This window comes from Actinosynnema sp. NPDC020468 (assembly GCF_040642015.1).
Taxonomy (GTDB): Bacteria; Actinomycetota; Actinomycetes; order Mycobacteriales; family Pseudonocardiaceae; genus Actinosynnema.
This window is the reverse complement of the sequence record NZ_JBFAEO010000030.1, coordinates 55,788-81,585: the sequence shown is the minus strand read 5'-3', so window position 1 is coordinate 81,585 and position 25,798 is coordinate 55,788. Positions and strand designations below refer to the sequence as shown.

The 25,798-nt window shown below is 73.0% G+C and carries 30 protein-coding genes; 13 read left to right on the top strand and 17 right to left on the bottom strand.

Annotated features, from left to right (window positions below; all coding sequences use genetic code 11):
* The first annotated feature begins 129 nt into the window (after positions 1–129).
* Together AB0G50_RS22015 and AB0G50_RS22010 are read left to right on the top strand one after the other, a co-directional pair.
* Positions 130–321 (top strand): hypothetical protein, encoded by a 192-nt coding sequence (locus tag AB0G50_RS22015; protein ID WP_360111595.1) that lies wholly within the window; start codon positions 130–132, stop codon positions 319–321.
* A gap of 33 nt (positions 322–354) precedes the next feature.
* Positions 355–915: a GNAT family N-acetyltransferase gene (locus AB0G50_RS22010; protein ID WP_360111593.1), complete on the top strand. Its 561-nt coding sequence runs from the start codon at positions 355–357 to the stop codon at positions 913–915.
* A 7-nt stretch (positions 916–922) separates the two neighbouring features.
* On the opposite strand, the gene AB0G50_RS22005 is transcribed toward AB0G50_RS22010, so the two are convergent.
* Both AB0G50_RS22005 and AB0G50_RS22000 read right to left on the bottom strand, forming a co-directional pair.
* Positions 923–1,579, bottom strand: a complete 657-nt coding sequence (locus AB0G50_RS22005; protein ID WP_360111591.1) for an RES family NAD+ phosphorylase — start codon at positions 1,577–1,579, stop codon at positions 923–925.
* Positions 1,580–1,582: 3 nt separating this feature from the next.
* Positions 1,583–2,167 carry a DNA-binding protein gene (locus AB0G50_RS22000; protein ID WP_360111589.1) on the bottom strand — a complete coding sequence of 195 codons (585 nt, stop codon included), beginning with the start codon at positions 2,165–2,167 and terminating at the stop codon, positions 1,583–1,585.
* A 196-nt stretch (positions 2,168–2,363) separates the two neighbouring features.
* Here AB0G50_RS22000 and AB0G50_RS21995 point away from each other — a divergent pair, with 196 nt between their 5' ends.
* Positions 2,364–3,488, top strand: a complete 1,125-nt coding sequence (locus AB0G50_RS21995) for a glycosyltransferase 87 family protein (RefSeq protein WP_360111587.1) — start codon at positions 2,364–2,366, stop codon at positions 3,486–3,488.
* Here AB0G50_RS21995 and AB0G50_RS21990 read toward each other — a convergent pair.
* The 3 genes from AB0G50_RS21990 to AB0G50_RS21980 all read right to left on the bottom strand — a co-directional run bounded on the left by AB0G50_RS21990 (position 3,475) and on the right by AB0G50_RS21980 (position 5,403).
* The gene (locus tag AB0G50_RS21990; protein WP_360111585.1) at positions 3,475–4,296 is read right to left on the bottom strand and encodes a hypothetical protein; all 822 of its coding nucleotides are present in this window, start codon (positions 4,294–4,296) and stop codon (positions 3,475–3,477) included. The two genes, AB0G50_RS21995 and AB0G50_RS21990, sit on opposite strands and share 14 nt — an antisense overlap.
* Before the next feature lie 95 nt (positions 4,297–4,391).
* Positions 4,392–4,928, bottom strand: coding sequence for a YbaB/EbfC family nucleoid-associated protein (locus AB0G50_RS21985; RefSeq protein ID WP_360111583.1), 537 nt, complete (start codon positions 4,926–4,928; stop codon positions 4,392–4,394).
* A gap of 100 nt (positions 4,929–5,028) precedes the next feature.
* Positions 5,029–5,403 carry an FKBP-type peptidyl-prolyl cis-trans isomerase gene (locus AB0G50_RS21980; protein WP_360111581.1) on the bottom strand — a complete coding sequence of 125 codons (375 nt, stop codon included), beginning with the start codon at positions 5,401–5,403 and terminating at the stop codon, positions 5,029–5,031.
* Positions 5,404–5,577: 174 nt separating this feature from the next.
* Between AB0G50_RS21980 and AB0G50_RS21975 the strand changes: the two genes are divergently transcribed.
* Complete coding sequence (locus tag AB0G50_RS21975; RefSeq protein ID WP_360111579.1) at positions 5,578–6,372, top strand: serine protease; 795 nt, start codon at positions 5,578–5,580, stop codon at positions 6,370–6,372.
* A 77-nt stretch (positions 6,373–6,449) separates the two neighbouring features.
* Entirely contained in the window at positions 6,450–8,324 is a 1,875-nt protein-coding gene (locus AB0G50_RS21970) for a beta-propeller domain-containing protein (RefSeq protein ID WP_360111577.1), read from the top strand.
* Positions 8,325–8,331: 7 nt separating this feature from the next.
* Here the strand turns inward: AB0G50_RS21970 and AB0G50_RS21965 are convergent, their stop codons facing one another.
* The 6 genes from AB0G50_RS21965 to AB0G50_RS21940 all read right to left on the bottom strand — a co-directional run bounded on the left by AB0G50_RS21965 (position 8,332) and on the right by AB0G50_RS21940 (position 11,584).
* On the bottom strand, positions 8,332–9,093 hold the full coding sequence (locus AB0G50_RS21965) for an EI24 domain-containing protein (RefSeq protein ID WP_360111575.1): 762 nt from the start codon (positions 9,091–9,093) through the stop codon (positions 8,332–8,334).
* Positions 9,094–9,124: 31 nt separating this feature from the next.
* Positions 9,125–9,748, bottom strand: coding sequence for a Pr6Pr family membrane protein (locus AB0G50_RS21960; protein WP_360111573.1), 624 nt, complete (start codon positions 9,746–9,748; stop codon positions 9,125–9,127).
* Between the two features lie 105 nt (positions 9,749–9,853).
* On the bottom strand, positions 9,854–10,027 hold the full coding sequence (locus AB0G50_RS21955; RefSeq protein ID WP_360111631.1) for a hypothetical protein: 174 nt from the start codon (positions 10,025–10,027) through the stop codon (positions 9,854–9,856).
* Between the two features lie 73 nt (positions 10,028–10,100).
* A complete protein-coding gene (locus AB0G50_RS21950) occupies positions 10,101–10,712 on the bottom strand; it encodes a DUF309 domain-containing protein (RefSeq protein ID WP_360111571.1) in 612 nt (203 codons plus the stop codon).
* 30 nt (positions 10,713–10,742) lie between these two features.
* Positions 10,743–11,153 carry a VOC family protein gene (locus tag AB0G50_RS21945; RefSeq protein WP_360111569.1) on the bottom strand — a complete coding sequence of 137 codons (411 nt, stop codon included), beginning with the start codon at positions 11,151–11,153 and terminating at the stop codon, positions 10,743–10,745.
* 23 nt (positions 11,154–11,176) lie between these two features.
* Entirely contained in the window at positions 11,177–11,584 is a 408-nt protein-coding gene (locus AB0G50_RS21940; protein WP_360111567.1) for a helix-turn-helix transcriptional regulator, read from the bottom strand.
* Between the two features lie 31 nt (positions 11,585–11,615).
* On the opposite strand from AB0G50_RS21940, the gene AB0G50_RS21935 reads away from it, so the two are divergent.
* Positions 11,616–12,647, top strand: coding sequence for a DNA polymerase IV (locus AB0G50_RS21935; RefSeq protein WP_360111565.1), 1,032 nt, complete (start codon positions 11,616–11,618; stop codon positions 12,645–12,647).
* A gap of 189 nt (positions 12,648–12,836) precedes the next feature.
* Positions 12,837–15,203, top strand: coding sequence for a choice-of-anchor A family protein (locus tag AB0G50_RS21930; protein WP_360111563.1), 2,367 nt, complete (start codon positions 12,837–12,839; stop codon positions 15,201–15,203).
* Between the two features lie 124 nt (positions 15,204–15,327).
* Here the strand turns inward: AB0G50_RS21930 and AB0G50_RS21925 are convergent, their stop codons facing one another.
* Positions 15,328–15,993 carry a trypsin-like serine protease gene (locus AB0G50_RS21925; protein ID WP_360111627.1) on the bottom strand — a complete coding sequence of 222 codons (666 nt, stop codon included), beginning with the start codon at positions 15,991–15,993 and terminating at the stop codon, positions 15,328–15,330.
* Positions 15,994–16,175: 182 nt separating this feature from the next.
* Between AB0G50_RS21925 and AB0G50_RS21920 the strand changes: the two genes are divergently transcribed.
* Complete coding sequence (locus AB0G50_RS21920) at positions 16,176–17,003, top strand: ADP-ribosylglycohydrolase family protein (RefSeq protein ID WP_360111561.1); 828 nt, start codon at positions 16,176–16,178, stop codon at positions 17,001–17,003.
* Here AB0G50_RS21920 and AB0G50_RS21915 read toward each other — a convergent pair.
* The 3 genes from AB0G50_RS21915 to AB0G50_RS21905 are packed head-to-tail and all read right to left on the bottom strand — an operon-like array spanning position 16,976 to position 19,575.
* Positions 16,976–17,836: an SRPBCC family protein gene (locus tag AB0G50_RS21915; protein ID WP_360111559.1), complete on the bottom strand. Its 861-nt coding sequence runs from the start codon at positions 17,834–17,836 to the stop codon at positions 16,976–16,978. The two genes, AB0G50_RS21920 and AB0G50_RS21915, sit on opposite strands and share 28 nt — an antisense overlap.
* Before the next feature lie 51 nt (positions 17,837–17,887).
* Positions 17,888–18,631: an alpha/beta hydrolase gene (locus AB0G50_RS21910; RefSeq protein ID WP_360111557.1), complete on the bottom strand. Its 744-nt coding sequence runs from the start codon at positions 18,629–18,631 to the stop codon at positions 17,888–17,890.
* 20 nt (positions 18,632–18,651) lie between these two features.
* Positions 18,652–19,575, bottom strand: coding sequence for an RNA polymerase subunit sigma-70 (locus AB0G50_RS21905; protein WP_360111555.1), 924 nt, complete (start codon positions 19,573–19,575; stop codon positions 18,652–18,654).
* Positions 19,576–19,673: 98 nt separating this feature from the next.
* Between AB0G50_RS21905 and AB0G50_RS21900 the strand changes: the two genes are divergently transcribed.
* The 3 genes from AB0G50_RS21900 (at position 19,674) to AB0G50_RS21890 (ending at position 22,142) form a co-directional block, all read left to right on the top strand.
* Complete coding sequence (locus AB0G50_RS21900) at positions 19,674–20,801, top strand: PLP-dependent aminotransferase family protein (protein WP_360111553.1); 1,128 nt, start codon at positions 19,674–19,676, stop codon at positions 20,799–20,801.
* A gap of 192 nt (positions 20,802–20,993) precedes the next feature.
* Positions 20,994–21,440: a hypothetical protein gene (locus AB0G50_RS21895; protein WP_360111551.1), complete on the top strand. Its 447-nt coding sequence runs from the start codon at positions 20,994–20,996 to the stop codon at positions 21,438–21,440.
* 36 nt (positions 21,441–21,476) lie between these two features.
* Positions 21,477–22,142 carry a hypothetical protein gene (locus tag AB0G50_RS21890; RefSeq protein ID WP_360111549.1) on the top strand — a complete coding sequence of 222 codons (666 nt, stop codon included), beginning with the start codon at positions 21,477–21,479 and terminating at the stop codon, positions 22,140–22,142.
* Between the two features lie 70 nt (positions 22,143–22,212).
* On the opposite strand, the gene rnhA is transcribed toward AB0G50_RS21890, so the two are convergent.
* Together rnhA and AB0G50_RS21880 are read right to left on the bottom strand one after the other, a co-directional pair.
* Positions 22,213–22,722, bottom strand: a complete 510-nt coding sequence (gene rnhA / locus AB0G50_RS21885; RefSeq protein ID WP_360111547.1) for a ribonuclease HI — start codon at positions 22,720–22,722, stop codon at positions 22,213–22,215.
* Positions 22,715–23,623 carry an AraC family transcriptional regulator gene (locus tag AB0G50_RS21880; RefSeq protein ID WP_360111545.1) on the bottom strand — a complete coding sequence of 303 codons (909 nt, stop codon included), beginning with the start codon at positions 23,621–23,623 and terminating at the stop codon, positions 22,715–22,717. The genes rnhA and AB0G50_RS21880 overlap by 8 nt, the downstream gene beginning before the upstream one ends.
* Positions 23,624–23,706: 83 nt before the next feature.
* Between AB0G50_RS21880 and AB0G50_RS21875 the strand changes: the two genes are divergently transcribed.
* Positions 23,707–24,579: an NAD-dependent epimerase/dehydratase family protein gene (locus tag AB0G50_RS21875; RefSeq protein WP_360111543.1), complete on the top strand. Its 873-nt coding sequence runs from the start codon at positions 23,707–23,709 to the stop codon at positions 24,577–24,579.
* Positions 24,580–24,956: 377 nt separating this feature from the next.
* Entirely contained in the window at positions 24,957–25,793 is an 837-nt protein-coding gene (locus tag AB0G50_RS21870) for a vWA domain-containing protein (protein ID WP_360111541.1), read from the top strand.
* Positions 25,794–25,798: the final 5 nt, after the last annotated feature.

The window sequence follows — 25,798 nt, the reverse complement described above, 5'->3', positions numbered from 1 at the left end:
GGCGGTGGGAGGCCGGTTCCGTGATGGTGAGCCGGTTCGCCGAGCAGGCGGCCGCGGTGCTCGCCGGGTTGCGCCGCGCCGGCAACCCCTGCGCGTCCGGTTGGGGGCGCTCACGCGGTGGCGGTCCGGGTGGGTGGGCGAGACGTCGATGACGACCTGGTGTCGGTGCCCTCCGAAAGCGCGTACCGCGACCTGGTGAGTCCGGGGTTCGACGGCGTGGACCCGGCGGGCTTCGAGCGGAAGGCGTTCCGGGCCAAGGGCGTGACGTGCACGGCGTACCGGTGTGCCGGCGTTCCCCGTCCCGGTTTTCCCAACACCTAGCGGGGGTGCGTTCGGGTGGGGCACGCTTCCGCCATGCAGTGGACCGTGCGCGCCGGACGACCCGACGACGCCTCCGAGATCGCCAGGATCAACGTGGACGCCTGGCAGCACTCGTACCGGGGGATCGTCGACGACCCCGTGCTGGACCGCATGCTGCCCGAGAGCAGGCTGCCCGCGTTGACCCGCGTGCTGCGGCTGCCCGAGCCGAGCCGGGTGTTCGTGGCGGTGGACGAGGCCGGGCGCATCGGGGCCTACTGCGCGGTGGACGCGGTGCGGGAGGAGGGTGACGCGCATCCCGACCTGCACACCGGCGAGCTGGTCGCGATCTACGCCGATCCCCGGTTCCAGGGCACCGGCGCGGGGCACAGCGTGCACGAGGCCGGGGTGAAGCACCTGATGGACCAGGGGTTCCGGTACGCGGTGCTGTGGGTGTTCCAGGACAACGCGCGCAGCCGCGAGTTCTACGAGGCGCACGGGTGGCGGCACGACGGGCTCGTGCACCGGTACGAGTTGGGCGACCAGGAGCTGCCCGAGGTCCGCTACGCCCGGTTCCTGCCCGCGCCGCGCCGCCGGGTGCAGTCGTCCCGGACGTGAGCCGGGTTCAGTTGAGCAGGGTGTAGTTCAGCTCCTCGCACACCCGGGACAGCGGGAGGTCGAGACCCGGGTGCTCCAGGGGCAGCAGCACGTCCGGCGCGGCGGGCAGGCCGGAGCCGCCCGGCGGGTCCCACAGGCACACGGCGGGCGCGCCGGAGTCCATCGAGGAGCGGTACCAGAGGCCGTCCAGCTCGGGGTAGGCCGCGCGGATGGCTCTGGCCCACGCCTGGGTCAGGTGCTTGGGACCGGACGAGATCTCCTGGGAGGCGCCGACCCTGGTCGGCCACAGGCCGGACAGGTCGAGCAGCCGCAGGGTCCTCCTCGGCCGCAGCACGACCATGAACGGCGCGCGGGTGCGGCGGTCGACCACCGAGGTGGCCTGGAAGACCTCGGCGACGGACGTGCGCACGGTCAGCCCGAAGTACAGGACGCCCTGGTCGGGGTCGTGCACGAACGAGCCGTCCGGCGCGGCGACCTGGGTGTCGAAGCGGGCGTGGGGCAGCGGTCCGGTGTAGCGGAAGCTGTTCCAGCGCTGGGGGTGCAGGCCCTTCGCGGTGAAGACGCGGACCATCCGGGTGGCGCGGTGCACCGCGACGACGTCCTCGGTGCGGCGCAGCGATGCCTGGAGCACCGCCGGGTCGGGCGGCAGGGGGAGCCGGGACATCGATCAGGCCGGGGTTCCCAACTCGGCGGCCAGGGCGGTGACCCGGGAGGGCTCACCACCGGCCAGCAGCCAATCCCGCGGTGACACCGGCACGCCCGCGACCACCAGGTCCTCCTGGTCGGTCGTCATGAACCCGGCGACCGCCAGCGGCGGCTGGTCCGTCGGCACGGCGGCCAGCACGGCCTCCAGCCCGGGCAGCACGCCGGCGCCGGAGAACTGCCACGCGGGCAGCCGCCAGGAGCCCCGGTCCTTCCACCCGACCAGGCGACCCACGCCCAGGCGGTGGCGGACGCGGCTGGTGTCGACGCCGAGTTGCCTCGCGGCCTCGGCGACGGTCAGCGCCGAGTCGCGCAGCACGGCGTGCGCCACGACGGACCGGGCGCGGGCCTGGTCGTCGGACGGTCGGCGCGGGCTCAGGTCCAGGCCGACGTCGGTCAACGCGGACCGCTGGTCGGGCGGGAAGTAGTCGGCGGGTTCGGGGTGCGGTGGCGCGAGTCGCTTCGCGGCGTCAGCGACGAGCGACAGGAACTCGTCCGGCGTGACCTGTAGGCCAGCCTTCGCCAGGACCGACTCCAGGGCGGGGCTCATGCGCACAGGGTATCCCGGGCGTGCGCTTCTGTGCGCCGGTGTCACTCGAACGTCTGTACTCCTCGACATAGCGTGCACAACTGACAACAGTACGTAAACAAACGAGGCGGGACACGGTGACCTGGGCCTCACCCGGCCGCTCGATACGATGCCGCCGTCACAAGCACAGCGGAGGGGGACCGAGGTGGCCGTGCCGATGCGCACGCGGACACGGGTCGTGGGCGTCGTGTGGCTGCTGGCGGTGGTCGGGGCGCTCGTCGCGGTCTGGCTCAGCGCCCGGACGGACGGCCTGCTCGACCTGAGGATCTACCGCGTCGGCGGTCGGGCGTGGCTGGAGGGCGTGCGGCTGTACGCGCCGCAGTTCCCGTCGCCGCTGGACGGTCCGCGCTTCCCGTTCACCTACCCGCCGCTCGCGGCGGCGCTGTTCAGCCTCGTCGCGGTGCTGCCGTGGCTGCTGTCGGTGCTGGTCTGGACGGCCGTCGGGCTCGCGCTGCTGACCCTGGTGTCGGTGCTGACCGCGCGCCGGGTCGAGGGCGTCACCGCCGACCGCGCGCTCGCCGTCGGCCTGGGCGCCACCGCGTTGTCGCTCGCGCTCCAGCCGGTCTACTCGACGCTGAGCTTCGGCCAGATCAACCTGCTGATGATGGGGCTGGTGGCGGCGGACTGCCTGCTGCCGCGGACGCGCTGGCCGCGCGGCCTGCTGATCGGGTTCGCCGCCGCGATCAAGCTGACCCCGCTGGTGTTCGTGCTGTTCTTCCTGCCGCGCAAGCAGTTCAAGCCGGTGCTCACGGCGGTCGCGTCGTTCGTCGGGTTCGGCCTGGTGGGCTGGGCGATCGCGCCGACGGACACCAAGGAGTACTGGTTCGGCGCGCTGCTCGACCCGAGCCGGGTCGGCGACCTCGCGTTCGCGGCCAACCAGTCGCTGCGCGGCGTCGTGCACCGGACCGGCTTGACCGGGCTCGCAGAGTCGGCCGTGTGGGGCGTCGCGTGCCTGGCCGTGCTGGTGCTGGTGTGGCTGATCGTGCGCCGGACCCATGACGACGTGGTCGCGCTGGTCGCGGTCGCGATCGCCGGGTTGCTGGTGTCGCCGGTGTCCTGGACGCACCATTGGGTCTGGGTCGTCCCCGGCTTGATCCACCTCGCCCACCGGTCCTGGAAGTGGGCGATCCCGGTCGCGCTCGTCTTCGCGATCGGGCCCATGACCTACCTGCCCATGGACGGCGGTCGCGAGCTGCACTGGTCGTGGTGGCAGGTGATCGCCGGCAACAGCTACGTGCTGCTCGGCCTCGCCGCGCTGGTGGTGCTGGTCAGGCGCCGGTGATCAGCGCGGCGGCCCGGTCCCGGGTCTGCTCGTCCACCTCGGGCAGCCGGTAGTCCCGACCCACGATGTGCGTGACCAGGTCGGGCTCCGGCGGGAGGCCGTGCTTGCGCAGGTAGTGCGGCACCGCGCCGGCCCACACCCACACGCCGTCGGTGCGGAAGTTCAGCGGCACGTCCCGCTCGCCCGGCGCGAACTCGTCCACGTCCAGGTCGCGCGCGGCCAGCACCACCGGCGCGGCCTCGAGGTAGCTCAGCACCGACTCGACCAGCCGCGGGTCGACGGTGTTCCGGTTGACCAGCGGGGTGCCCGCCTCGTCCCGGCCGTCGTACACGTGCGCCACGCGCAGGTCGACGGGCTCCTGGCGCGGCGGCAGGCCGACGCGCTGCCGCAGCCAGTCCGGGATCCGGTCGTCGGAGCGCGGGTAGGTGCGCAGCTCGTCCTGGAACCCGATCACCGGCGGCGCGTTGCGCCAGCGCGGCTCGTCCTCGGCGTTGAACTCGACCTCGAACGCGCTGGGCGCCTCGATCGTGTAGATCGCGCTCAGCCAGGTGCCCCGGTCCGTCGAGTACATCCCCTGGCGCAGCCTGCCGAACAGCTGCACGACGTCCATCGGCGGACGGGCCTGGCGCCACTGCCCGTCGGGACCGGCGAACGCGAGGTCCACCTCGATGTGCCGACCCGCGGCCCGGTACTCCGCCCGCACCCGCTGCCACCCCTGCGCGACGGCCGGGAGCATCGCCCGGCCGATCTGCCGAACGAGCTGCTGCTGTTCCTGCTCGGTCAGCGCTGCTGTGGCTGGCTGGCTCATGCCTCGAACACCCCTTCGGCTCCCCCCACACGGTCCGCTGATCTTAACGGGCGGGCGCGCGGGCGCACCGCGTCAGCCACCCGATCGTCGCCGGATCAGGACAGGATGCTGCCGCCGCCGAAGTCGTCGTCCTCGTCGTCGGCACGGCGGTGCGGACGACGCGCGGGCGGCGGCGGTGGAGCGGGTGCCGGCGGCTGCGGCCGGTCGTCCTCGATGCCGAACCGCAGTTCGCGGTGGACCGGCGGCGCGGGCGGCTCCTCGGCGGGCGCGGCCGGGAAGTTCTTCCGGGCCTCCTCGAAGAGCGTGTTCGCGGTCTGGTCGGCGGTGCCGATGGTCTCGGACATGGTCTGCCGCAACAGTTCCGGGATCCGCGACTGTGCTTTTTGGAGGGTGCGCATGACCTCGGCGGACACCTCGGCCATCCGCTTCTCGCGGGCGCCCTCGGCGATCTCCAGGTGGGTCAGGATGCCGTTGGACCCGATGGTGAGCCGGACCAGGCCGTCCCGGGACTGCTCCGTGATGGACAGCGCCTGCACGCGGGTCGCCATCTCCTGGTAGCTCTCCGCCTTGCGCTGGATGTCCTGCTGCCACTGGGCGAGCATCCGCTCCGACGAGCCGACGTCCTCCGGCACCGTTGTCCTCCTCGCGTCGGCGTCCAGCATCGCAGACACGACCCGGCCCGGTCCCGCGAACGGGTGACCGGGCCGGGTGCGCGACTCGTCGGACGACGGCTCAGCCGACGCCGATCAGGTCCACCACGAAGATCAGCGTCTCGCCGGGCTTGATCACGCCGCCCGCGCCGCGGTCGCCGTAGCCCAGGTGGGCAGGGATGACGAGCTTGCGCCGGCCGCCGACCTTCATGCCCTGGACGCCCCGGTCCCAGCCGGCGATGACCCGACCGCCGCCCAGCGGGAAGGAGAACACTTCCCCGCGGTCCCAGGAGGCGTCGAACTGCTCGCCGGTCGAGTGCGACACGCCGACGTAGTGCACGTGGACGAGCTTGCCGGCGACGGCCTCGTCGCCCTCGCCGACGGTCAGGTCCTCGATCACCAGGTCCGCGGGCTTGGCGCCCTCGTACGGCTCGACCTCGGGCTTGCTCGGGGCCATGTCAGAACTCCTGTGCACTCGCGGTTGTTCGGTCCCGGCGAGTCAACCACGCGCGGATTCCGTCCACCGATCGGCCTACGACCAGTGGACCTTGTGCGCTCCGTGTCGGTTCTGTTGCGCTGAGTGCACGTCCTCCTGGCCGCAGGAGGGCGACAACCGAACAGGGAGATGATCATGGCGGAAACCCTGCACCGCCTCAGGTCATGGCTCGGCGCGGCGCTGGTGGCACTGATGCTGCCGGTGCTCGGCGCGAGCGTGGCCGCCGCGCAACCGCACGGCGACGTCGGCCCGATGATCGTCGGCGGCAGCCGGGCGAGCACCACCCAGTACCCGTGGGTGGTCTACCTGGCCACGTCGAGCGGGTTCCAGTACTGCGGCGGCACGCTCGTCGCGGCGAACAAGGTGGTCACCGCGGCGCACTGCACGGTCGGCGACTCGCCGTCGGCGGTCCGCGTGGTCGCCGGGCGGGACGACAAGAACTCGTCCGCCGGCGTCGTCGCGAAGGTCACGAAGATCTGGATCCACCCGAGCTACCGGGACGCCGCCCAGGGTTCCGACGTGTCGGTGCTGACCCTGGACCGCACCCTGACCCAGGCCACCCTGCCGCTCGCCACGCCCGCCGACTCCGCGCTGTACGCGGCGGGCACGTCGAGCACGATCCTCGGCTGGGGCACTACCTCCTCGGGCGGCTCGGCGTCGCGCTACCTGCTCAAGGCGACCGTGCCGCTGACCAGTGACGCCACCTGCTCGGCCGCCTACTCCCGGGAGTACATCCCGTCGGCCATGGTGTGCGCGGGCTACCCGCAGGGCGGCACGGACACCTGCCAGGGCGACTCGGGCGGTCCGCTGGTGGCGGGCGGCAAGCTGATCGGCATCACGTCGTGGGGCGAGGGTTGCGCGTCGGCCGGGTACCCGGGCGTCTACACCCGCGTCGCCACCTACGCGTCGCTGGTGCAGCAGCAGCTCTGACCGGGCGTTCGCGCGCCGGGGGATTTTCCCGCCCCCGGCGCGCAACGCTTTCCGGTGGTCCTTCCGTCCTCCAGGTCATGAGGTCTCGGACGGTGGCGCTGCTGGGCGGCGCGGTGCTCGTGGTCGGGGTGTGCGCGGCGTCGACCGTGCCGACCCCGTTCGACTGGAACGTGGTGCCGTCGACACCGGTGCCGGCGTTGACCGGTCCGGTGCGGCTGGTGGCCTACGACTCGTGCGACACGGCGCTGGACGGGTTGCGCAAAGCCGTGATGCCGCACGTGACCGCGTGGGGTCTGGGCGGTCCGTACCTGGCGACGACCGAGGACGCGGGCGTGGCCAAGTCCGCGCCGACGGCCGGCGAGCGGGCGCCGGACCACTCCACGACGAACGTGCACGAGGCGGGCGTCGACGAGCCGGACCTGGTGAAGACCGACGGCACGCGGGTGGTGTCGGTGGTCGACGGCGCGGTGCGCGTGGTGGACGTGAAGACGCGCGCGGTGACCGCGACCGTGCCGCTGGCCGGTCCCGCCTCGCAGGTGCTGCTCCAGGGCACGCGGGCGCTGGTGATCGGTGCGGGACAGGGGATCGAGTCCGGCGACGGCACCTACACGGTGGCCGGCGCGACGGTGACGCTGGTCGAGCTGTCCGGGTCGCCGAGGGTCGTCGGTTCGCTGACGCTGGACGGGCAGTTCGTGGACGCCAGGCAGGTCGGCGACGTGGTCCGGGTGGTCGTCCACAGTGGACCCGCGCTGCCGTGGGCGCACCCCGTCGACGGCGAGTCCGAGGGCCAGGCGCTGGCCCGCAACCGGGAGATCGCGGCCACCGCGCCGATCTCGTCGTGGTTGCCGCGCTACGAGCTGACCTCGTCGTCCGGGCAGCGGTCGCAGGGCACCCTGGTCGACTGCGCCCGGCTCAACCACCCGGAGGCGCCCACCGCCACGTCGTTGTCGACCGTGCTGACGTTCGACTTCCCGGGCGAGCTCGGCAAGGGCGACGCGGTGTCCATCCTCGCCGACGGGAACACCGTGTACGGCAACGGGACCTCGCTGTACGTGGCCGACGACCGCAACCTCTCGCCCACCACCCGGTTCGCGCCGACCGCGGGCGGGCCGACGCTGATCCACGAGTTCGACGTGTCCGGGTCGGGCACACCGCGGCACGTGGCGTCCGGCGAGGTGCCCGGGGTGCTGCTGAACCAGTACTCCCTGTCGGAGTACCAGGGGCACCTGCGGGTGGCGACGACGTCCGCCGACGCGCCGGGCGTACCGGAGAACGCGCCCTCGACGCAGAGCGCGGTGACCGTGCTGAAGCGGGAGTGCAACCGGCTGGTCCAGGTCGGCCGGTTGGACGGACTCGGTGTGGGGGAACGGATCTACAGCGTGCGGTTCGCGGGCCCCGTCGGGTACGTGGTGACGTTCCGGCAGACCGACCCGCTCTACACCGTCGACCTGTCCGACCCGGCGCGGCCGCGGAAGGTGGGGGAGCTGAAGATCACCGGGTACTCCGCGTACCTGCACCCGGTCGACGGCGGCCGGCTGCTCGGGGTCGGGCAGGAGGCGACCGGGCAGGGCCGGCGGCTGGGCACGCAGGTGTCGCTGTTCGACGTGGCGAACCCGGCCGCGCCGACCAGGGTCGCGGCCGAGCACCTGCCCGGCGCGTACTCCGAGGCCGAGTTCGACCCGCACGCCTTCCTGTTCCACGACGGGGTCCTGGTGCTGCCGGTGGCGAACCAGGTGACCGACCGCGCGCCGTCGAGCGGGGTGCTGGTGCTGAGGGTGTCCGGTTCCGGGTTCACCACGCTGGGCACCGTGACGCAGCCGTCGGAGGACTACGACGGCGGGGTGCGGCGGTCGATGCTGATCGGCGGCGACCTGTGGACGGTGTCGGCGCGCGGCGCGCAGGTCACCGGGCTGGACGGGTTGGCGCGGCTGGCGTGGATCCCGTTCGGCTGACCGGGTTTCAGCGGACCCGGTCGTGCAGCAGGCGGTGGGCGAGCACCGTGCCGCCCGCCATCGCGGCCGGCATCACGACCAGCGCGGCGAGCGGGATCAGGCACAGCAGGTAGGCGGGAGCGGCGAAGCCGAGGGTGACGGCACGCCGCTTCCGCAGCACGCGCCGCCGCTCGCCCAGGTCGATCCCGCGCCGGGTGAACGGGATCGCGGTCAGCTCGATCGCCAGCAGGCTCGCGTTCACCAGCACCGCGACCACCGGGACGACCGTCTGCCCGACGATCGGGATGAACCCGGCCAGGAACAGCGGGATCGCGCACAGCACGGCCAGACCCACCAGCAGGATCCCGTCCCGCAGGCCGATGAACGCCGACCGGCCCCAGGACACCCGCTCGGCCTCGGGCACCCCGCCCAACTCGGTGTCCTCGACCGTTTCCGCGATGTGCTCGTAGAACGGGCCGCCGACGATCAGCGTGATCGCGGTGAACAGCAGCAGTCCCAGCGCGACGAACCCGCCGATCGCGGCGAACCCGGCGGCGAACCGGACCGTCGCGCGCAGGCCCTCGTTCCAGTCGTCGGCGAACGGGGTCGCCCACGCGGCCAGCGAGTCGACCGAGGTGGCCAGCCAGACGAACCCGGCGATCATCAGCACGGTGGTGATCACCGCCGGTATCGCGCCGATCACCAGCAGTCGGGGCGAGCGGAACACCAGCCCGAAGCCGAGTCCGAGAACCCTCACACCGGCAGCGAAGTCCCGCAGCACCCTGATCACGGCGTCGAGCTTAGGCGATTCGCCCGACTCGTCAGGCCGCTTCGCGCACCCTGGTCAGCAGCCGGTCCAGCCACAGCGCGAGCGCGCCCAGGCCCAGGAACAGCACGGCCACCAAGGCACAGTTGAGCGCGACCCGCGCGTAGCCGAGCGTCGCGACGTCGACGAACGGGTACGGGTAGTAGTCGATCACCGCGCCGCGCACGAGCGTGAAAGCCAGCCACGCCAACGGGTACACCGTCGACCAGGCCACGATCCTTGGCGTCACGAGGCCGCGCGGGCCGAACACCAGCCACCCCGCGACGCACAGCAGCGGCGACACGGTGTGCAGCAGCACGTCCGCGAGCAGCGCCGCGCCGTGCAGTTCGTACAGGCCCGCGAGCACCAGGTGGTAGACGACGCCGGTCACCGCGATCGAGAGCACGCCGTCGAGCCGCAGCACCCGCCAGAACACCGGGGGCCGCTCGCGGAACACCAGGACCGCGGTGGTGAGCAGCACCAGCACGTTCGACTGGATCGTGAAGAAGCAGAACAGGTTCACCAGCCGCGCGCCCGGGTCCGGGAACCGGCCGCCGGACGTGGCGAGGGTCGAGGACACCTGCACGACCAGCGCGACGAGGACCACCAGTGCGGTGAGGGCGAACCAGGCGCGGCGCATGGCCGGGCACGCTACCCGCCGCGACGGCGGTGGGCCGGGTGAGGAGAACGCGGACGGGCCGGACGGGAGGTGCTCCCGTCCGGCCCGGTGCGCGGTGCGGTGTGGTCAGCGGCGGCGGCGGAAGGAGGTGCGCAGACCGCTGCCCACGCCGGCGAGGTGCAGCGCGACGCAGAGCAGTCCGGCCGTCACGAGGACGCCGCTGCTGATGGGACCCAGGGACGCGCCCGCCAGGTCCAGCAGGAGGGCGAGGCCGAAGAGAACCGCTGCGATGATGGCCAACACTGGAGCCTCCTAGGGGGGAATGGTGAACTCCAGTTACCCCGCCCCACTCCGCCCGAAGCGGGCGTTCGGCCTAATTCGCCGCGGGTTCGGCGTCGGTCGGCGGTGCTGTGGGCACCGGGCCGGCGGACGGCGCGCCGGTCGGTGCCGGGTCGGTCGGCGATGCGGTGGTGGCCGGGTCGGCGGTGCGCGTGCCGTCGGCTGCCGGGTCGGTGTGCCGCGTGCCGCCGGGATCGGTGCGCGGGGTGCCGGTCAGCCGCGGGGTGGTGGTCGGGTCGTCGGTCCACGCGATCAGGCCGGCCACGTCGACCCCGTGCGGCGGGTCGGGCACGAACGGCTCGAGGTTGCGGGCGGCGCGGTCCAGGAGGGCGCGGGCGCCCTTCGGGTTGCCGCGCAGCGCGTGCGTCAGGCCGACGGCCAGTTGCGCCAACCCGCGCCACAGCTCGCGCTCCGGTTCGGCGGAGGCCTTCCACGCGTCCTCCAGCACCTCGTGCGCGTGGAAGGGCTTGCCGTCGTCCAGCAGTCGTTGCGCCTCGGTCAGCGCCTCGTCCGGGGTCCGCGCGACGCCCTCGGGCTGCCGCTCCACCCCGGGCAGGCCGTGGGGCAGCGGACGGCCGAGGTCGTCGCGCGGCCGGGCGTTCCTCGCCCGGCCGTCCTGGTCGCGGTCACGCTCGTCACCGTCCACCCCCCGATCGTGTCACGACCGGGCGCGGTTTCAGGACTTCGCCGCGCTGGAGAACCGCAGGTGGTTGCCCGACGGGTCGCGGAACGCGCAGTCGCGGACGCCGTAGGGCTGGTCGACCGGCTCCTGCATGACCTCCGCGCCGGCCGCGCTCACCCGCTCGAACAGCGCGTCGCAGTCGTCCACCCGGAAGATCACGCCGGCCAGGGAACCCTTGGCCAGCAACGACTTCAGCGCCACGGCGTCGTCGGGCGCACGGCCCATGGTCGGGTCCTCCAGCACGATCTCGACCTCGGGCTGCCCGGGCGGGCCGACGGTGAGCCAGCGGAAGCCCTGGAACGGCATGTCGGTGCGGACCTCGAGGCCCAGCACGTCGCGGTAGAACGTCAGCGCCTCGTCCTGGTCGTGCACCTGGACGAAGAGGTGGGAAAGGGTGATGTCCATGCCGCAGAACGTAATCCCCCCGGTCAGCCGGACGCTTCTCGAATCCTGCTCGGTCTGGTCACGAGCCGGGCGTAGCAGGCGGGCACCGGCGCGGACGCGCTGTGGTCGCGCGCCCGGTACGCGCTCGGCGTCTCGCCGACGAGCTCGGTGAACCGGGTGCTGAACGAGCCGAGCGAGGTGGCGCCGACCTCGACGCACACCTCCGTGACGTTCAGGTCGCCGCGCCGCAGCAGGGCCATGGCCCGTTCGATCCGGCGCGTCATCAGGTAGTTGTACGGCGTCTCGCCGTAGGCGGCCTTGAACCGGCGGGAGAAGTGCGCGGGCGACATCAGCGCGGCGCGGGCCATCGCGGGCACGTCGAGCGGCCTGCGGTACTCGCGGTCCATGAGGTCGCGCGCCCGGCGCAGGTGGGCGAGTTCGGCCGGATCCACGCGGACAGCATGTCACGGTGATACTGGTCCGGTGTCCGAACAGGACTGGGTGCTGCACGTCGACCTCGACCAGTTCGTCGCGGCGGTCGAGGTGGCGCGCCGGCCGGAGTTGGCGGGACGTCCCGTGGTGGTCGGCGGCGCCGGCGACCCGGACGGGCGCGCCGTGGTGGCGACCGCGTCCTACGAGGCGCGCGCGTTCGGGGTCCACTCGGGCATGCCGCTGCGGGTGGCCAGGCGCAAGTGCCCGGAGGCGGTGTTCCTGCCCACCGACCCGGACGCCTACCAGGCGGTGTCCGACGAGGTGATGGCCGCGCTGCGGGAATTGCCCGCGGTGGTCGAGGTGATCGGGTGGGACGAGGCGTTCCTCGGCGTGGCCACCGCCGACCCGGAGGCGTTCGCGGCGCGGGTGCGGGAGGCCGTGCTGGAGCGGACGGGGTTGTCCTGCTCGGTGGGCGTCGGCGACAACAAGCTGCGCGCCAAGCTCGCGACCGGGTTCGCCAAACCCGCCGGCGTGTACCGCTTGACCAGGGACAACTGGGTGGCGGTGATGTCCGACCGGCCGGTGTCGGCGCTGTGGGGGATAGGTCCGCGCACGGCGGCCAAGCTCGCCGGGCTGGAGGTGCGCACGGTGGCCGAGTTGGCGCGGGCCGACGACGCGGTGCTGGCCGCGCGGTTCGGTCCGGCGATGGGGCCGTACTTCCGGCGGCTCGCGTTGGGCGCGGGGGAGACCACCGTGTCGGCGAGCCCGTGGGTGGCCCGGTCGCACAGCCGGGAGACCACGTTCCAGGTCGACCTGACCGACCCGGAGGAGATCCGGGAGCAGACGCGGGTGCTGGCGCGCCGGGTGGCGCGGGAGGTGGCGGCCGACGGGCGGGACGTGGTGCGGGTCGCGGTGAAGGTCCGCTTCGCGCCGTTCCTGACTCGGGTCAGGCAGGTGGCGCTCGCCGTGCCGACGCGGGACCCGGCGGAGCTGGAGCGCGCCGTGCTGGTGGCGCTGGCCCGGTTCGACGACGGGCGCGCGGTGCGGTTGGTGGGCGTGCGGGCCGACTTCGCGGTGGAGTGAAACGGATTCGGATGACGTTCACCTTCCGGTCACCCCCGGTTCCGCTGTCCGCAAAGGACAGTCCGCAGTGGACTTGATTCCCTGAAAGTGGGTCTTGGTTTCACTCCGCCGTGGGGTTTAACGACACGGCGGGGTGGCGGCACCGTTTTCCGCGCGCACCTCACGGCGACCGCACACAGCATCGAGCGCATGCCCCGAATCCAATTGCTCGGCGTCGTCGGCGCGGCCGTCCTGGTCGGCGCCGTCGTGCTGCAAGGAAGCGGCTCCGCCGACCCGTTGCCGGGGGGCCTCGGCCCCTGTCTCGGACCCCAGTGCCCCGCCACCTACCCCGCGGTGAGCAACGGCTCGTTCGCCGGCCGCGACGACAACATCAACATCTTCGCCGGTGGCAACTACTCGGTGACCGCGGGCGCGGTCGAGGCCGAGGGTCGCGTCGTCGTCGGAGGCAACTTCTCGCAGGCCAAGACGACCGGTGGGTCGGTGTACAACATCGGCGTCGTGGGCGTCGGCTCGCAGGTGCCGCCGCCGGCGGGCTCGGACTTCCTCGTCACCGGCGGGAACGTCACGATCGCCGCGGGGCAGACGCTGCTGGCCGACGGCGGCGTGGTGCACCACGCGGGCACGCTGTCGGGCAACATCACCGGCACGAACAGCCAGGACCCGGCCGCGTTCGCCCCGTACGCGGGCCTGGCCGCGCAGTTGACCACCGCGTCCACGTGCTACTCGACGCAGGCGGCGACCGGTACCGCGGTCAACCAGGGCTTCCAGACCTTGCTGACGGGTGACGGCACCTCGTCGCTCCAGGTGTTCAACGTGCCGTTCGACATCGCGGCCTCGGGCGGCGGGCAGCAGGCGATCACGTTCGACGGCATCCCGGCGGGCGCCACCGTGCTGGTGAACCTGACCGGCGCGACGCGTTCGATCATCACCTACTCGGGCGAGCTGACCGAGGGCGGCCAGCTCAACACGCTGCGCCCGAAGCTCCTGTGGAACTTCCCGACCGCGACCTCGGCCACCATCGGCGGCCTCTCGCAGTTCCAGGGCAGCGTGCTGGTCGGCAACCCGGCGAGCACCCTGACGGTGACCGCGCCCGGCACCGCCGGCCGCTACTTCACCGCGGGCTCGCTGGTGCACGGCGGCAGCACCAACGTCGGCCAGGAGATCCACTCGTACCCGTTCACGGGCGACCTCCCGAACTGCGGTCTGGTCCCGACGACCACGACGACGGCTCCGACCACGACCACCACGGAACCGACGACGACCACGACCGAGCCGACCACGACGACGACGGAACCGACGACCACGACGACGGAGCCGACGACGACCACGACGGAACCGACCACGACGACGACGGAACCGACTACCACCACGACGGAACCGACTACCACCACCACGGAACCGACGACCACGACGACGGAACCGACGACGACCACGACCGAGCCGACCACCACAACGACGGAACCGACGACGACCACCACCACGACCACCACGACGACGGCTCCGACCACGACGACGACGCAGCCGACGACCACGACGACGCCGCCGACGTGCATCTCGATCACCCCGGGCGGTGACCCGGTGCCGTGCGAGACCACGACGACCACGACGCCGACCACCACCACGACCGAGCCCACGACCACGACGACGGAACCGACGACGACCACGACGGAACCGACGACGACCACGACGGAGCCGACGACCACGACGACGGCTCCGACCACGACCACCACGACGACCGAGCCGACGACGACCGGTCCGACCATCACCACCACCACGACGACGCAGCCGACGACGACGACGTTGACGACGACGACCGCGCCGACGACCACCACGACCACCACGACGCAACCGACCACCACGACCACGACGCCGGGCGCGACCACGACGACCACGACGTCGGACGTCGGCGGGGTCACCACGACCCGGCCGACCGACCCGTGCGTCGACCAGCCCGGTGGTCAGCCGGGTCAGCCGGGTGGTCAGCCCGGTCAGCCCGGTGGGCACCCGGGTCAGCCCGGTGGACCGGACGACTGCCACCCGCGGCCCCCGCACTGCGACGAGGGTCCGGACGGGCACCCGGGTCAGCCCGGGCATCCGGGTCAGCCCGGTCAGCCCGGTGGTCAGCCGGGGCACCCCGGCCAGCCCGGCCACCCCGGTGACGAGCACTGCGTGACGCACCCCGGCGACGACGACCACGGTGTCGGCGGCGACCACGACCAGTGCGACGACCACCACGGCCACGGTCCCTCGGGCGTGCACGGTCAGCCGGGTCACCCCGGTGAGCACGGCGACGAGGGCGAGCACGGCCACGACGGTGAGCACGGTGAGCACGGCGACTACGGCGACCACCACCACGGCGTGGACTGCGAGCCGCACGGCGTCGGCGACTGGCAGCACGGTCAGGGCGACTGGCAGCACCAGCCCAAGCCGCACCCGGCCGGCGGTTGGCTCGCCGAGACCGGTGTGGACGTCGGGTGGCTCGCGCTCTCCGGCTTCCTGCTCCTGCTCGGCGGTTCGGCCACCCTCGGCCTGATCGCGCGCAGGCGCGCCTCGTAGGCACGGGGAAAGCACAGCGGCCCCCCGGTCCGAAGTGGACCGGGGGGCCGCCGCCGTGCGAGGTGGAAACCCGCCCGCGCCTGCGAGGGTGCGTCCCGAGGGGCGCGGGCGGGCGGTCGGTGGATCAGACGCCCGCGACGGACTGGATCCAGGAGCGGTACGCCGTCACGTTGGTGTAGGCGGTGGTGGTCTGGCGGTCGCTGGTCGACGCCACGCCGACCTGGACGCCGCCCGCGGTCATCGGGCCGCCCGAGTCACCGCCGGCGGTGATGCCGTTGCCGTAGCGGGCGCAGATCGCGGAGCCGCCGTAGGCGTCGGTGCAGCCGCCGGTCACGGTCACGTTCGCGACCTTGAGGTAGCGGGACTGGCAGTTGATCTCCGAGCCGCAGCGCGAGGTCGCGCCCCAGCCCCAGACCTGGACGGACTGGCCGACGGTCACCGAACCCGGCGAGCCGAGCCGCGCGTAGGTCGCCGAGACCGAGCGGTCGAGGCGGACCAGTGCCAGGTCGGCCACCGAGTGGGTGGTGGTCTGGACGCCGTTGGCGGTCGTGCCGCCGCTGCTCTGGTCGAGGCTGCCGATGCGGAACGAGAGGCCGCCACCGCTCACGCAGTGCTTCGCGGTGAGGATCCAGTTCGCCGAGATGATCGTGGACGTGCAGGTCTGCTGGCCGTTCGAGAACAGCCGTGCGGCGCCCGGTGAGCTGCTCGCGTTGCCACCGCCGATGATGGCCGGTGACACGCCACCGCCGGTCGCCGGTGCGGCCGAGGCGGACGGCACGACCGCGAGCAGGGCGAGCGCGGCGGTGGCGAGCGCAGGGATCAGCCTGGTGATTCGCAAGGTTCCCAACTTTCCGAAGACAGCGCGATTTCTCGCGCACAGGGTGTCTTTGGTCACGAAAAGATCTACCATCCTACGGGGTGGAATGGGACATACCGAAAAGGTCATAACGTCGGGTTAGGGGGATTTATCCGGTGCTGCTGGAACTGGCCGTCGGCGACGCCTACGGAGCGGGTTTCGAGTACGCCGACCCGGCGTTCACCGCGGCGCGGAACACGCTGGCCGGCTACGTGCGGCACCCTTCGCACGAGGGTCTGGAACCCGGTCGCTACACCGACGACACGCAGTTGACACTGGCGTTGGCGGAACTGCTCGCGGCGGGCGGGCCGTGGTGCCCGGAAGCGATCGCGGACAGCTTCGTGAACGCGTATCGACGTGATCCGCGGGTGGGTTACGCGCGCGGATTCCAGGGGTTCCTGGACACCGTCGACAGCGGCGCGGAATTCCTCGCCCGGATCCGGCCGGACTCGGACAAGAGCGGAGCGGCGATGCGGTCCGCGCCGGTCGGGTTGCTGCCGACCGTCGCCGACGTGCTGCACCACTCGCTCGTGCAGGCCCGGGTCACCCACGACACGCCCGCCGGCGTCGCGTCCGCGCGGGCCGCCGCGCTCGCCGTGCACTACTGCCACCACGGGCTCGGCCCGGTCGCCGACGTCGCGTCGTGGGTCGCCGCCGTGCTCGACCAGCCGGTGTGGGCCCGGCCGTGGCGGGGGAAGGTCGGGTCGAAGGGCGAGATGAGCGTGCGCGCCGCGCTGACCGCGTTGGCCGGGAACACCACGTTGAGCGGCGTGCTGCGGGCGTCGGTCGCGTTCACCGGCGACGTGGACACGGTCGCGACGATCGCGCTCGCGGCCGGGTCGTGCTCCGCCGAGATCGCCGCCGACCTGCCCGCGGTGCTCGTCGACGGGCTGGAGAACGGCCCGTACGGGCGGGACTACCTGATCGCGCTGGACGCCCGGTAGCGCTCGACCAGGTCGGCCACCCGCTCGGCGGGCCACGGCCGCTCCACGCCGAAGGTCGCCGCGAAGAACAGGTCCAGGTGCGCGTGCCACGCGGCCAGGGCGCGCGGCACGAACGCCGGGTCGACCACCGCGTGCGCCAGGTCGACCGCCGTGCCGCGGCGCGGGTCGTGCCGGAACGTCCAGCGCACCCGGCCGGTCGGCGAGTCGAACGCGAGCGCCGGCGGTCCGGCCTCGACCACCGGCCCGGGCGGCACGACCGCGTTCCACGCCCGGGTCGGCAGGCCCTCCGCGCCGCCGGTGAACAACGCCCACACCGTGTCCAGCGGCTTCCACACCAGGTCGCGGGTGAACCGGACCTCGCCGTCGACCACCGCGCCCGCGTCCAGGCCGAACCGGTGCACGTAGGTCTCCATCGGCGCGAGCCAGTCCTCCGGCGGCACCGCGACCGCGCCGTCGAGCCGGGCCGCCAGCGCGTCGAGGCACGAGTCCCAGCCCGCGGCGGTGCGGCCGGCGGCCGGCTCGTTGTCGATCACGTTCGTGAACACCAGCAGGCTGCCCTCGGCGTGCGGGCCCACCTCGAACCGCAGCACCTCGGTGTCCCAGCGGAACGCGAACACCCGCGGCGGGTCGAGTTCCAGCACCTCGCCCGCGGTCGTGGAGCCGGGGAGGGTGAACGCCATCGCGTCGCCGTCGATCGTCACGGCGGCCGGGAACCACTGCCGCAGCCGCTCCGGGTCGGACACCGCGCGCCACACCCTCGCCGGCGGGTGCGGGAACACCCGCTCGAACCGCAGCACCGGCTCGCCGTCGACGTTCCGCAGTTCGGCCTTCACCCGTCCTCCAGCGCGTCGGGAACCCGGCGGGTCCCGGACTTTATACCGCGATCAGGGCGTGCCGCCCGCCCGGCGGATCGGCATCAGCGGGGTCGGGTCCGCGGTCAGGAACTCCTCGACCAGGGTCCCGACCAGCGCCGGGCGTTCGAACAGCAGCAGGTGCGACGTGCCGGGCACGATCGCGAGCTGCGCGTCCGCGATGCCCCGGTACAGCGCCAATTGGTGCTCCAGGTGCACGATGTCGTCGTCCGCGGCGATCACGAGCGTGCGCGCGGTGATCGCGGCGAGGTCCACCTCGCGCGGCTCGTGCGCGGCCCGCGCGAACTTGTCCACCACGACCTGGAGGTGGTCGCGGCCGTCCGGCGACACCTCGGCGTACCGGTCGGCCATCACGGCGGGCAACTCGCCGCCCGGCTCGGGCAGGAACAGCCAGCCGGCGCCGGAGGACGCACTGCTGAGCACCACGAGCCGGCGCACCAGGTCCGGCCGGCGGGCCGCCACGTCCAGCGCGACCACGCCGCCCGCGCTGTAGCCGAGCAGGTGCGCCGGTCCGCCGACCACCTCCTCGAGGAACGCGACCACGTCGTCCGCGAGGTCGGCGCCGGTCACCGGACCCGGCACGTCGGGGGTGCGGCCGTGCCCGCGGCGGTCGAGGACGTGCACCCGGAACGGGAGCCGGTCCAGGCTGCCGGTGAACTCGCGCGAATCGCTGAAACCGCCGTGCAGCAGCACGATCGGGTCGCCGTCGCCGTGCGCGTCGTGCCACATGACGACGCCGTTGGCGGTGGTGTGCATGTCTTCCTCCCGGTGGTCGGTCACCCGCTGGTACGTGCCGGCGTCGGGAAAGTCATCGGCAGGTCGAACAACCCGAACAGGTCCGGGTCGAGGCAGGTGGTCGTGCTCACCACCCGGTCGGCGGAGAACTCCACGACCACCAGGGCGAACGGGCGGTACTCGTCGCCGATCCGGCGGTACTGGCCGAACGCCGGCTGCCCGTTGGCCCGGGTCGGGATCAACCGCACGTCGTCGCACCCGCTGTCCGGCGCGTTCGCGACCACGGCCGCGATGTCCGCCGCGCCGCGCAACCACCAGGCGAACGGCGGCATGGTCGTCGTGGCGTCCTCGTGCAGCATCCGCACCAGCGTGGCCACGTCGTGCTCGACGAACGCCCGCGTGTACCGCTCGACGGCGGCCGGGTCGGCGGGCCGGAGCGGTTCCGGTCGGCGCAGGCCCGCGCGGGCGCGTTGCAGGGCGCTGTTCACCGACGCGGTCGTGGTGTCGAGGAGGTCGGCGACCTCGGCGGCGCGCCAGCACAGCACGTCCCGCAGGATCAGCACGGCGCGTTGGCGCGGCGGCAGGGTTTGCAGCGCGGCCACGAACGCGAGCCGCACGTCCTCGCGGGTTTCCGCCTGCGCGGCCGGTTCCAGGCGCGCATCCGGGAACGGGCCCACCCAGGTCGAGCCGGGCAGCGGCGCGCCGAGCGGCGAACCGGGCGCGGCGGGGTCGGACAGGTCCATCGCGGTGGCCCGGCGCTGCGCGCCGCGGAGCATGTCGAGGCAGATCGTGGTCGCGAGGCGGTACAGCCAGGGTGTCAGCGGGCCGCGTTCCGGGTCGTGGGTCCGCCAGGCGCGCACGAAGGTCTCCTGCACCGCGTCCTCGGTCTCCGCGCCGCCGCCGAGCAGGCGGTAGCAGTAGCCGGTGAGCCGCGGCCGGTGCTCCTCCAGGTCCATGGACGGCATTCTCCGTTAGGCTGGGTCGCGACGCCTCGACCCTTTGCGCGTTCCCCGCTGCGGCACGACCGCGAGTTGTCCCTTCTCGCCGTCGAGGTGGTCCGCCCGTGCGCTCCGTGCCCAGTTCCCCCGTCCGCGACCTGCTCGCGCTGACGTCCCGTCCCGAGGTGATCTCGTTCGCCGGCGGGTTGCCCGCGCCCGAGCTGTTCGACGTGGACGCGTTGCGCGCCGCGTTCGCCCGGGCGGTGACCCGGCGGACGCTCCAGTACGCGCCGACCGAGGGCGACCCCGACCTGCGCGCCCTGGTGTCCGCGCGGCTGACCCGGCGTGGGCTGCCGACCTCCGACGTGCTGGTGACGACCGGGTCCCAGCAGGCGCTGACCCTGGTGGCGACGGCGCTGCTGGAACCGGGCGCGGTGGTCGCCGTCGAGGAGCCGACGTACCTGGCCGCGCTCCAGTGCTTCCGGCTGGCGGGCGCGCGGGTCGTGCCGGTGGCGGGCGACGAGCACGGGATGGTGCCCGCGGCGCTGGCCGAGGTGATCGGGCGGGAGCGGCCCGCGCTGCTGTACCTGGTGCCGACGTTCGCCAACCCGACCGGTCGCACGCTGCCCGCCGCGCGTCGGGCGGAGATCGCGGCGCTGGCCGACCGGCACGGGCTGTGGGTGGTGGAGGACGACCCGTACGGCGAGCTGCGGTACCGGGGCGTCGACGAGCCGCCGCTCGCGTCGTTCGGCGAGCGGGTGCTGCACCTGGGCAGCTTCTCCAAGGTCGGCGCGCCGGGGTTGCGGCTGGGGTGGCTGCGCGCGCCCGCCGACCTGCTGCGGCACCTGGTCGTGGTGAAGCAGGCGGCGGACCTGCACACGTCGACCGTGGACCAGGCCGCGGCGGCGGTGTACCTGGCGGAGAACGACCTGGACGCGCACCTCGCCGTGCTGCGGTCGGCGTACGCGGCGCGCCGGGACGCGATGGTCGGCGCGCTGCGGTCGGTGCTGCCCGCCGGTTCCGCGTGCACCGACCCGGACGGCGGAATGTTCCTCTGGGTGCGGCTGCCCGGGGTGGTGGACACCGGACCGCTGCTGGAGCACGCTCTCGACCAGGACGTGGCGTTCGTGCCCGGAGCGGCGTTCTACGCGTCGGAACCGGATCGCGCGACGCTGCGGATGTCGTTCACCACCAACACCCCCGAGCGGATCGCGGAGGGTGTGCGGCGGTTGGGCACTGTGCTGAACGGGTGATTTTCGTCATGATTGCGAGGTTTCGCCCCTTCGGCCGCGTCCAAGCTCCGTGATCCCCGTTCCGCGACCGGAGCGGGGATCGGGCGAACGGACGCCCGGTCAGGTCATTCGGGGGGTGTTGTGCCGAATGGTGGTCGGTCGTCTCGTTTCGCCCCTAACTTTGCTCCGGAGAAACTCGTGGAAGAGGGGGAGATGAGCGAACATCCTTACCCGGTGGGGCCGCCGGCGCAGCCGCTCGGGCAGCAGTCCTGGGAACCGGTGGGGCAGCCGCAGGCACCCGCTCCCGCGCCCGTGCCCGCGAAGGGCCGCGTCGCGGTGGTGCTGCTGAGCGTGCTGGTCGTGCTCCTGGTGGGCGCCTCGGTGCTCACGATCGTGCTGTGGCTCGGCGCGCGCACGGACGCCGAGCAGGAGGCGAAGCGGTTGGACGAGACGACCACGAGCCTGTCGTCCGCCAAGGACGAGCTGGAGGACACGAAGAAGGAGAACTCCGACGTGTCCGGGCGCATTTCGACGTTGCAGGGCCAGAACAGCGAGCTGCACAAGTGCGCGGACGCGACCAAGGCCGCGATGGCCGCCCTCAAGTCGGGCACCGACGCCGAGGTGAGCGCCGCGGCCAAGAAGGTCACGGCCAACTGCTGATTCGCCCACCCCGCCGCCGCCCCTCCAGGAGTCGAGATGACCACGCCTGACCCCCACAACCCGCAGCAACCCCAGCACCCGATCCCGGAGCAGCACCAGTACGGCGCACCGCAGACCTCCCCCTACGCCGCGCCGGTCCAGCCGACCCTGGACCAGTTCCCCGCCTCGCCGCCGTACGGCCGGCCGGTGCTCGACCAGTTCCCCCAGTCCCCGGCGTACGGCACCCCCGTCCCGCCGTCACCCCCGTACGGCGTCCCGGTCGCCCAGTTCCCACCCTCGCCCGCGTACGGCACCCCCGCCGTCACGCCGCCCGAGTCGACCGGCTACCACCAGCCCCCCGCCCCGGCCGCGAAACCCGCGGGCCGCAAGCCGATCGTGGTGCTGGGCGTCCTGGCGGGCGTCTTCCTGGTGGTCGCCGGCGTGTTCCTGGCGCTGTACCTGGTGAAGAACGGCGAGTACGACCGCACGTCCGCCAACCGCGCCGAGAAGGACCGCGAGCTGTCGTCGGTGAAGGACGATCAGGGCAAGGAGAAGAAGACGCTGGAGGGCAACAAGAGCAAGGAGTCGTCGCTGAAGAACGAGCACGACCTGCTCACCCAGTGCGTCGACGCCAGCAAGGCCTACCTCGCCCTGCCGCGCGGCGTGACCCCGGAGTCCACCCGCCTGTTCAACATCATGTACGACATCTGCCCCCAGATCTGACCGGCCGTCCTGGTGCACCGGATCGCCCCGACGCTGTGCGCAGCCGTCGGGGCGGTCGGCTTTCGCGGGGTCAGAAGAGGCTTTTGTCCTGGGGTTTGCCGCCCGGTTGGGTGAACGGGGTGTCGGGGGAGAGGTTCATCGCCTCTCGGACGCCCTGGACGGCGAGTTGGTCGGCTCGTTCGTTGTCCGGGTGGCCGGCGTGGCCCTTGACCCAGTGCCACGTGACGGTGTGGGGGGCGGTGGCCTCGGTCAGGCGTTGCCACAGGTCCACGTTCTTCACCGGCTTCTTCGCGGCCGTCTGCCAGCCGTTCGCGCGCCATTTCGGCACCCACGAGGTGATGCCGTCCTTCACGTAGGAACTGTCCGTGTAAATCCGCACCACCGACGGTCTGGTCAGGGTTTCCAGGGCGCGGATCGGGGCCATCAGTTCCATGCGGTTGTTCGTGGTCGTGTCCGGCTCGCCGCCGTGCAGTTCGCGCTCGTGCCTGCCGTAGCGCAGCACGGCGCCCCAACCGCCCGGCCCGGGATTGCCGCTGCACGCGCCGTCGGTGTAGATCTCCACGACGAGTTCGTCACCCACGCGCGTGAAGATACCGGTAGCGGCCCGGGGGTAGGCCGGTCGCGCGGCGGAACGCGGTGCTGAAGGCGAACTCGCTCACGTAGCCCACGGACGTGGCTATCGAGGCGACGGAGCGGGTCGGGTCGGTGCGCAGGGCGGTGCGGGCCAGGTCCATCCGCCACGACGTCAGGTGCGCCACCGGGCTTTCGCCGACCAGGGCGCGGAAGCGGTGGGCGAAGGTGGTGCGGCTCATGCCGGCGGCGCGGGCCAGGGTGGCGACGGTCCACGGTGCGGCCGGGTCGCGGTAGAGGGCCTCCAGGGCGCGGCCGACGCGCTCGTCGTGCAGGGCGGCGCGCCACGACGTGCCGGCCGGGCGTTCCAGTTCGGCCCGGATCCCGTGCAGCAGCAGGAGTTCCACGAACCGCGCGGCCAGGTGGGGCGCGCCGGGGCGGTCGCCGCGGACCTCGTCGCGGATGCCGTCCAGCAGGCGGCGCACGCCCGGTTCCGCGGTGTCCAGGCGCACCACCGGCGGCAGCGCGCGCAGCAGCAGGGACCGCGCCGCGCCGGTCACCGTCGACTCCGCGCACAGCAGCACGGTCCGCTCGCCGGCACCCCCGTGCGCGCCGCGCACCGCGAACGCCTCCGACGGCGGCTTGTCGCCGAACGTCGTGACCGGCGCGTCGGGGTGGTGGCGCAGCTCGTGGGCCGCGCCGTGCGGCAGCACGACCAGTTCGCCCGCCGTCACGTGCTCGCGCCTGCCCGCGACGTCCAGCCAGAACCCGCCGGCCAGGACGTGGTGCAGCGACGCGGCGTCCCTCGGGCCGACCCGGGCACCCCAGGGCGCGCCGAACTCGACCCGGCCGAACCGACCGGCGTCCACCCGCACCTGCCGCAGCAGCACGTCGAGCACACCATCGCGCATGAAACCCGGACTCTCGCACATTCCGGTCGCCACCGGCGGTTCCTAGCGTCGTCACCGTCGTCCTAGGCAGGGAGAGAACACCGTTGGACATCTTCATCACCGGCGCGAGCGGCTACCTCGGCGGCGCGCTGACCCGGGTGCTCACCGCGCGCGGCCACCGGGTGCGCGGACTGGCCCGCAGCGACGAGGCCGAGGCGGGGGTCCGCTCCGCGGGCGGGCTGCCGGTCCGGGGCTCGCTCACCGATCTGCCCGTGCTGGTCCGCGAGGCCGGGCTCGCCGACGCCGTCGTGCACACGGCGGCCACCACCACGCCCGACCGACCGCTGGTGGACGAGGCCGCGGTGACCGCGATGCTCACCGCGCGACCCGGCGCGTTCGTCACCACCACGGGCGCGCCGCGCGCCCGCTCGTCCCGGACCCCGGTCACCGAGGACGACACCGCCGAGGCGACCGGGCCGCTGGCGTGGCTGGCCGACGCCGAGGCACGGGTGCTCGACGCGGGCGGCGCGGTCGTGCGGCCGCCGCTGGTCTACGGCGACGGCGGCGGTCCGCTGGCCCGGTTGGTGGACCTGGCCGCGGCCGAGGGCGTGGCGCGGTACGCCGACGCGGGCGACAACGTGTGGTCGGTGGTGCACGTCGCCGACCTCGCCGCGGCGTACGCGCTGCTGGTGGAAACCCCGGCGCGGGGCGTGTTCCACGCGGCCGAGGCCGAGCCGGTGCCGGTGCGGTCGCTGACCGGCGGCGTCGCCGAGGCGGCCGGGGTGCCGGCGCGGTCGTGGCCGCTGGAGGAGGCGTTGGCGACGCACGGGCCGTCGGCGGTCTACCTGGCGAGCGACGCGGCGCTGGACGCGGGACGGCTGCGGGGGCTCGGCTGGGAGCCGGTGTTCGGCACGGCGGTGGGCGGCGTGCTGGGCGCGCTGGGCAACCCGGCGCAGGGCTACGCGCGCCGGGCCTAGCCGCCGCGGAACCGGACGACCACCCCGTCGATCGGCGGGGTGGTCGTCCGTCGCGCAATCCCCTCGCGCGGGCGCGTTACCCGAACGCCTTTCCGCCGATCCGCGGTGCCCGTGACTTTCGACCGGAAGTGCGGCACGGCGGAAAAAGTGTCACCACGATTACCGGTAGTGGTCGAGCGGCGCGGATAACGGCCCGTTATACGGACCTAGGGGTGGCCTGGGCAATCCCCTATAAGGGGGCAGCCGGACTCCGGCGGATGCCGCAACCGGTAACGCCAGGCTGGTCAGTGGCGATCCGTATCGTAGTGTGTGCGGCGTCAACGCAATCGCGCCCGCGCGGAGTGTGCCGGCTGTCTGTCGAAAGGCTGGATCAGCACGTGTCGTACGCAGCAGAGATCAGTCGGGCCAATCCGGCCTGTTTCGTATTCCTGGTCGACCAGTCGGCCTCGATGAACGACCCGATCGGCGGGGAAATCCCGCAGCGCAAAGCGGACGTGGTGGCCGACGCGATCAACCGGCTGCTCACCGAATTGAGCGTGAAGTGCGCCAAGGAGGAAGGCGTCCGGGACTACTTCCACGTCGCGGTGATCGGGTACGGCCACGCGGTCGGCTCGGCCTACACCGGCGCGCTGTCCGGGCGCGACCTGGTGCCGCTGAGCGAGGTGGCGGACAAGCCCGCGCGGGTCGAGGAACGGCTCAAGAAGGTGCCCGACGGCGCCGGCGGCCTGGTGGAGACCACCACCAGCTTCCCGGTGTGGGTCGACCCGGTGTCCAACGGCGCGACCCCGATGTGCCGCGCGCTGGCCTACGCCGACTCGCTGGTGTCGCAGTGGCTGGTCGAGCACCCGGCGGGCTTCCCGCCCATCGTGCTGAACCTGACCGACGGCGAGTCCACCGACGGCGACCCGGCCTCGGCGGCGTCCGCGATCGCGACCCAGGTGAGCACGGACGGCGCGGCGCTGCTGTTCAACCTGCACGTCTCGGCGGCCGGCGCGTCGCCGACCACGTTCCCGGACAGCGACGCGGCGCTGCCCGACGCGTACTCGCGCACCCTGTTCGACATGTCCAGCCCGCTGCCGCCGCACATGCGGTCCTACGCGTTGCAGCAGGGTTTCAAGGTGGGCGACGCGACGCGCGGGTTCGTCTACAACGCGGACATCGCGTCCGTCGTGCAGTTCCTCGACATCGGCACCCGCGCCACAGACCTGCGCTGACCGGC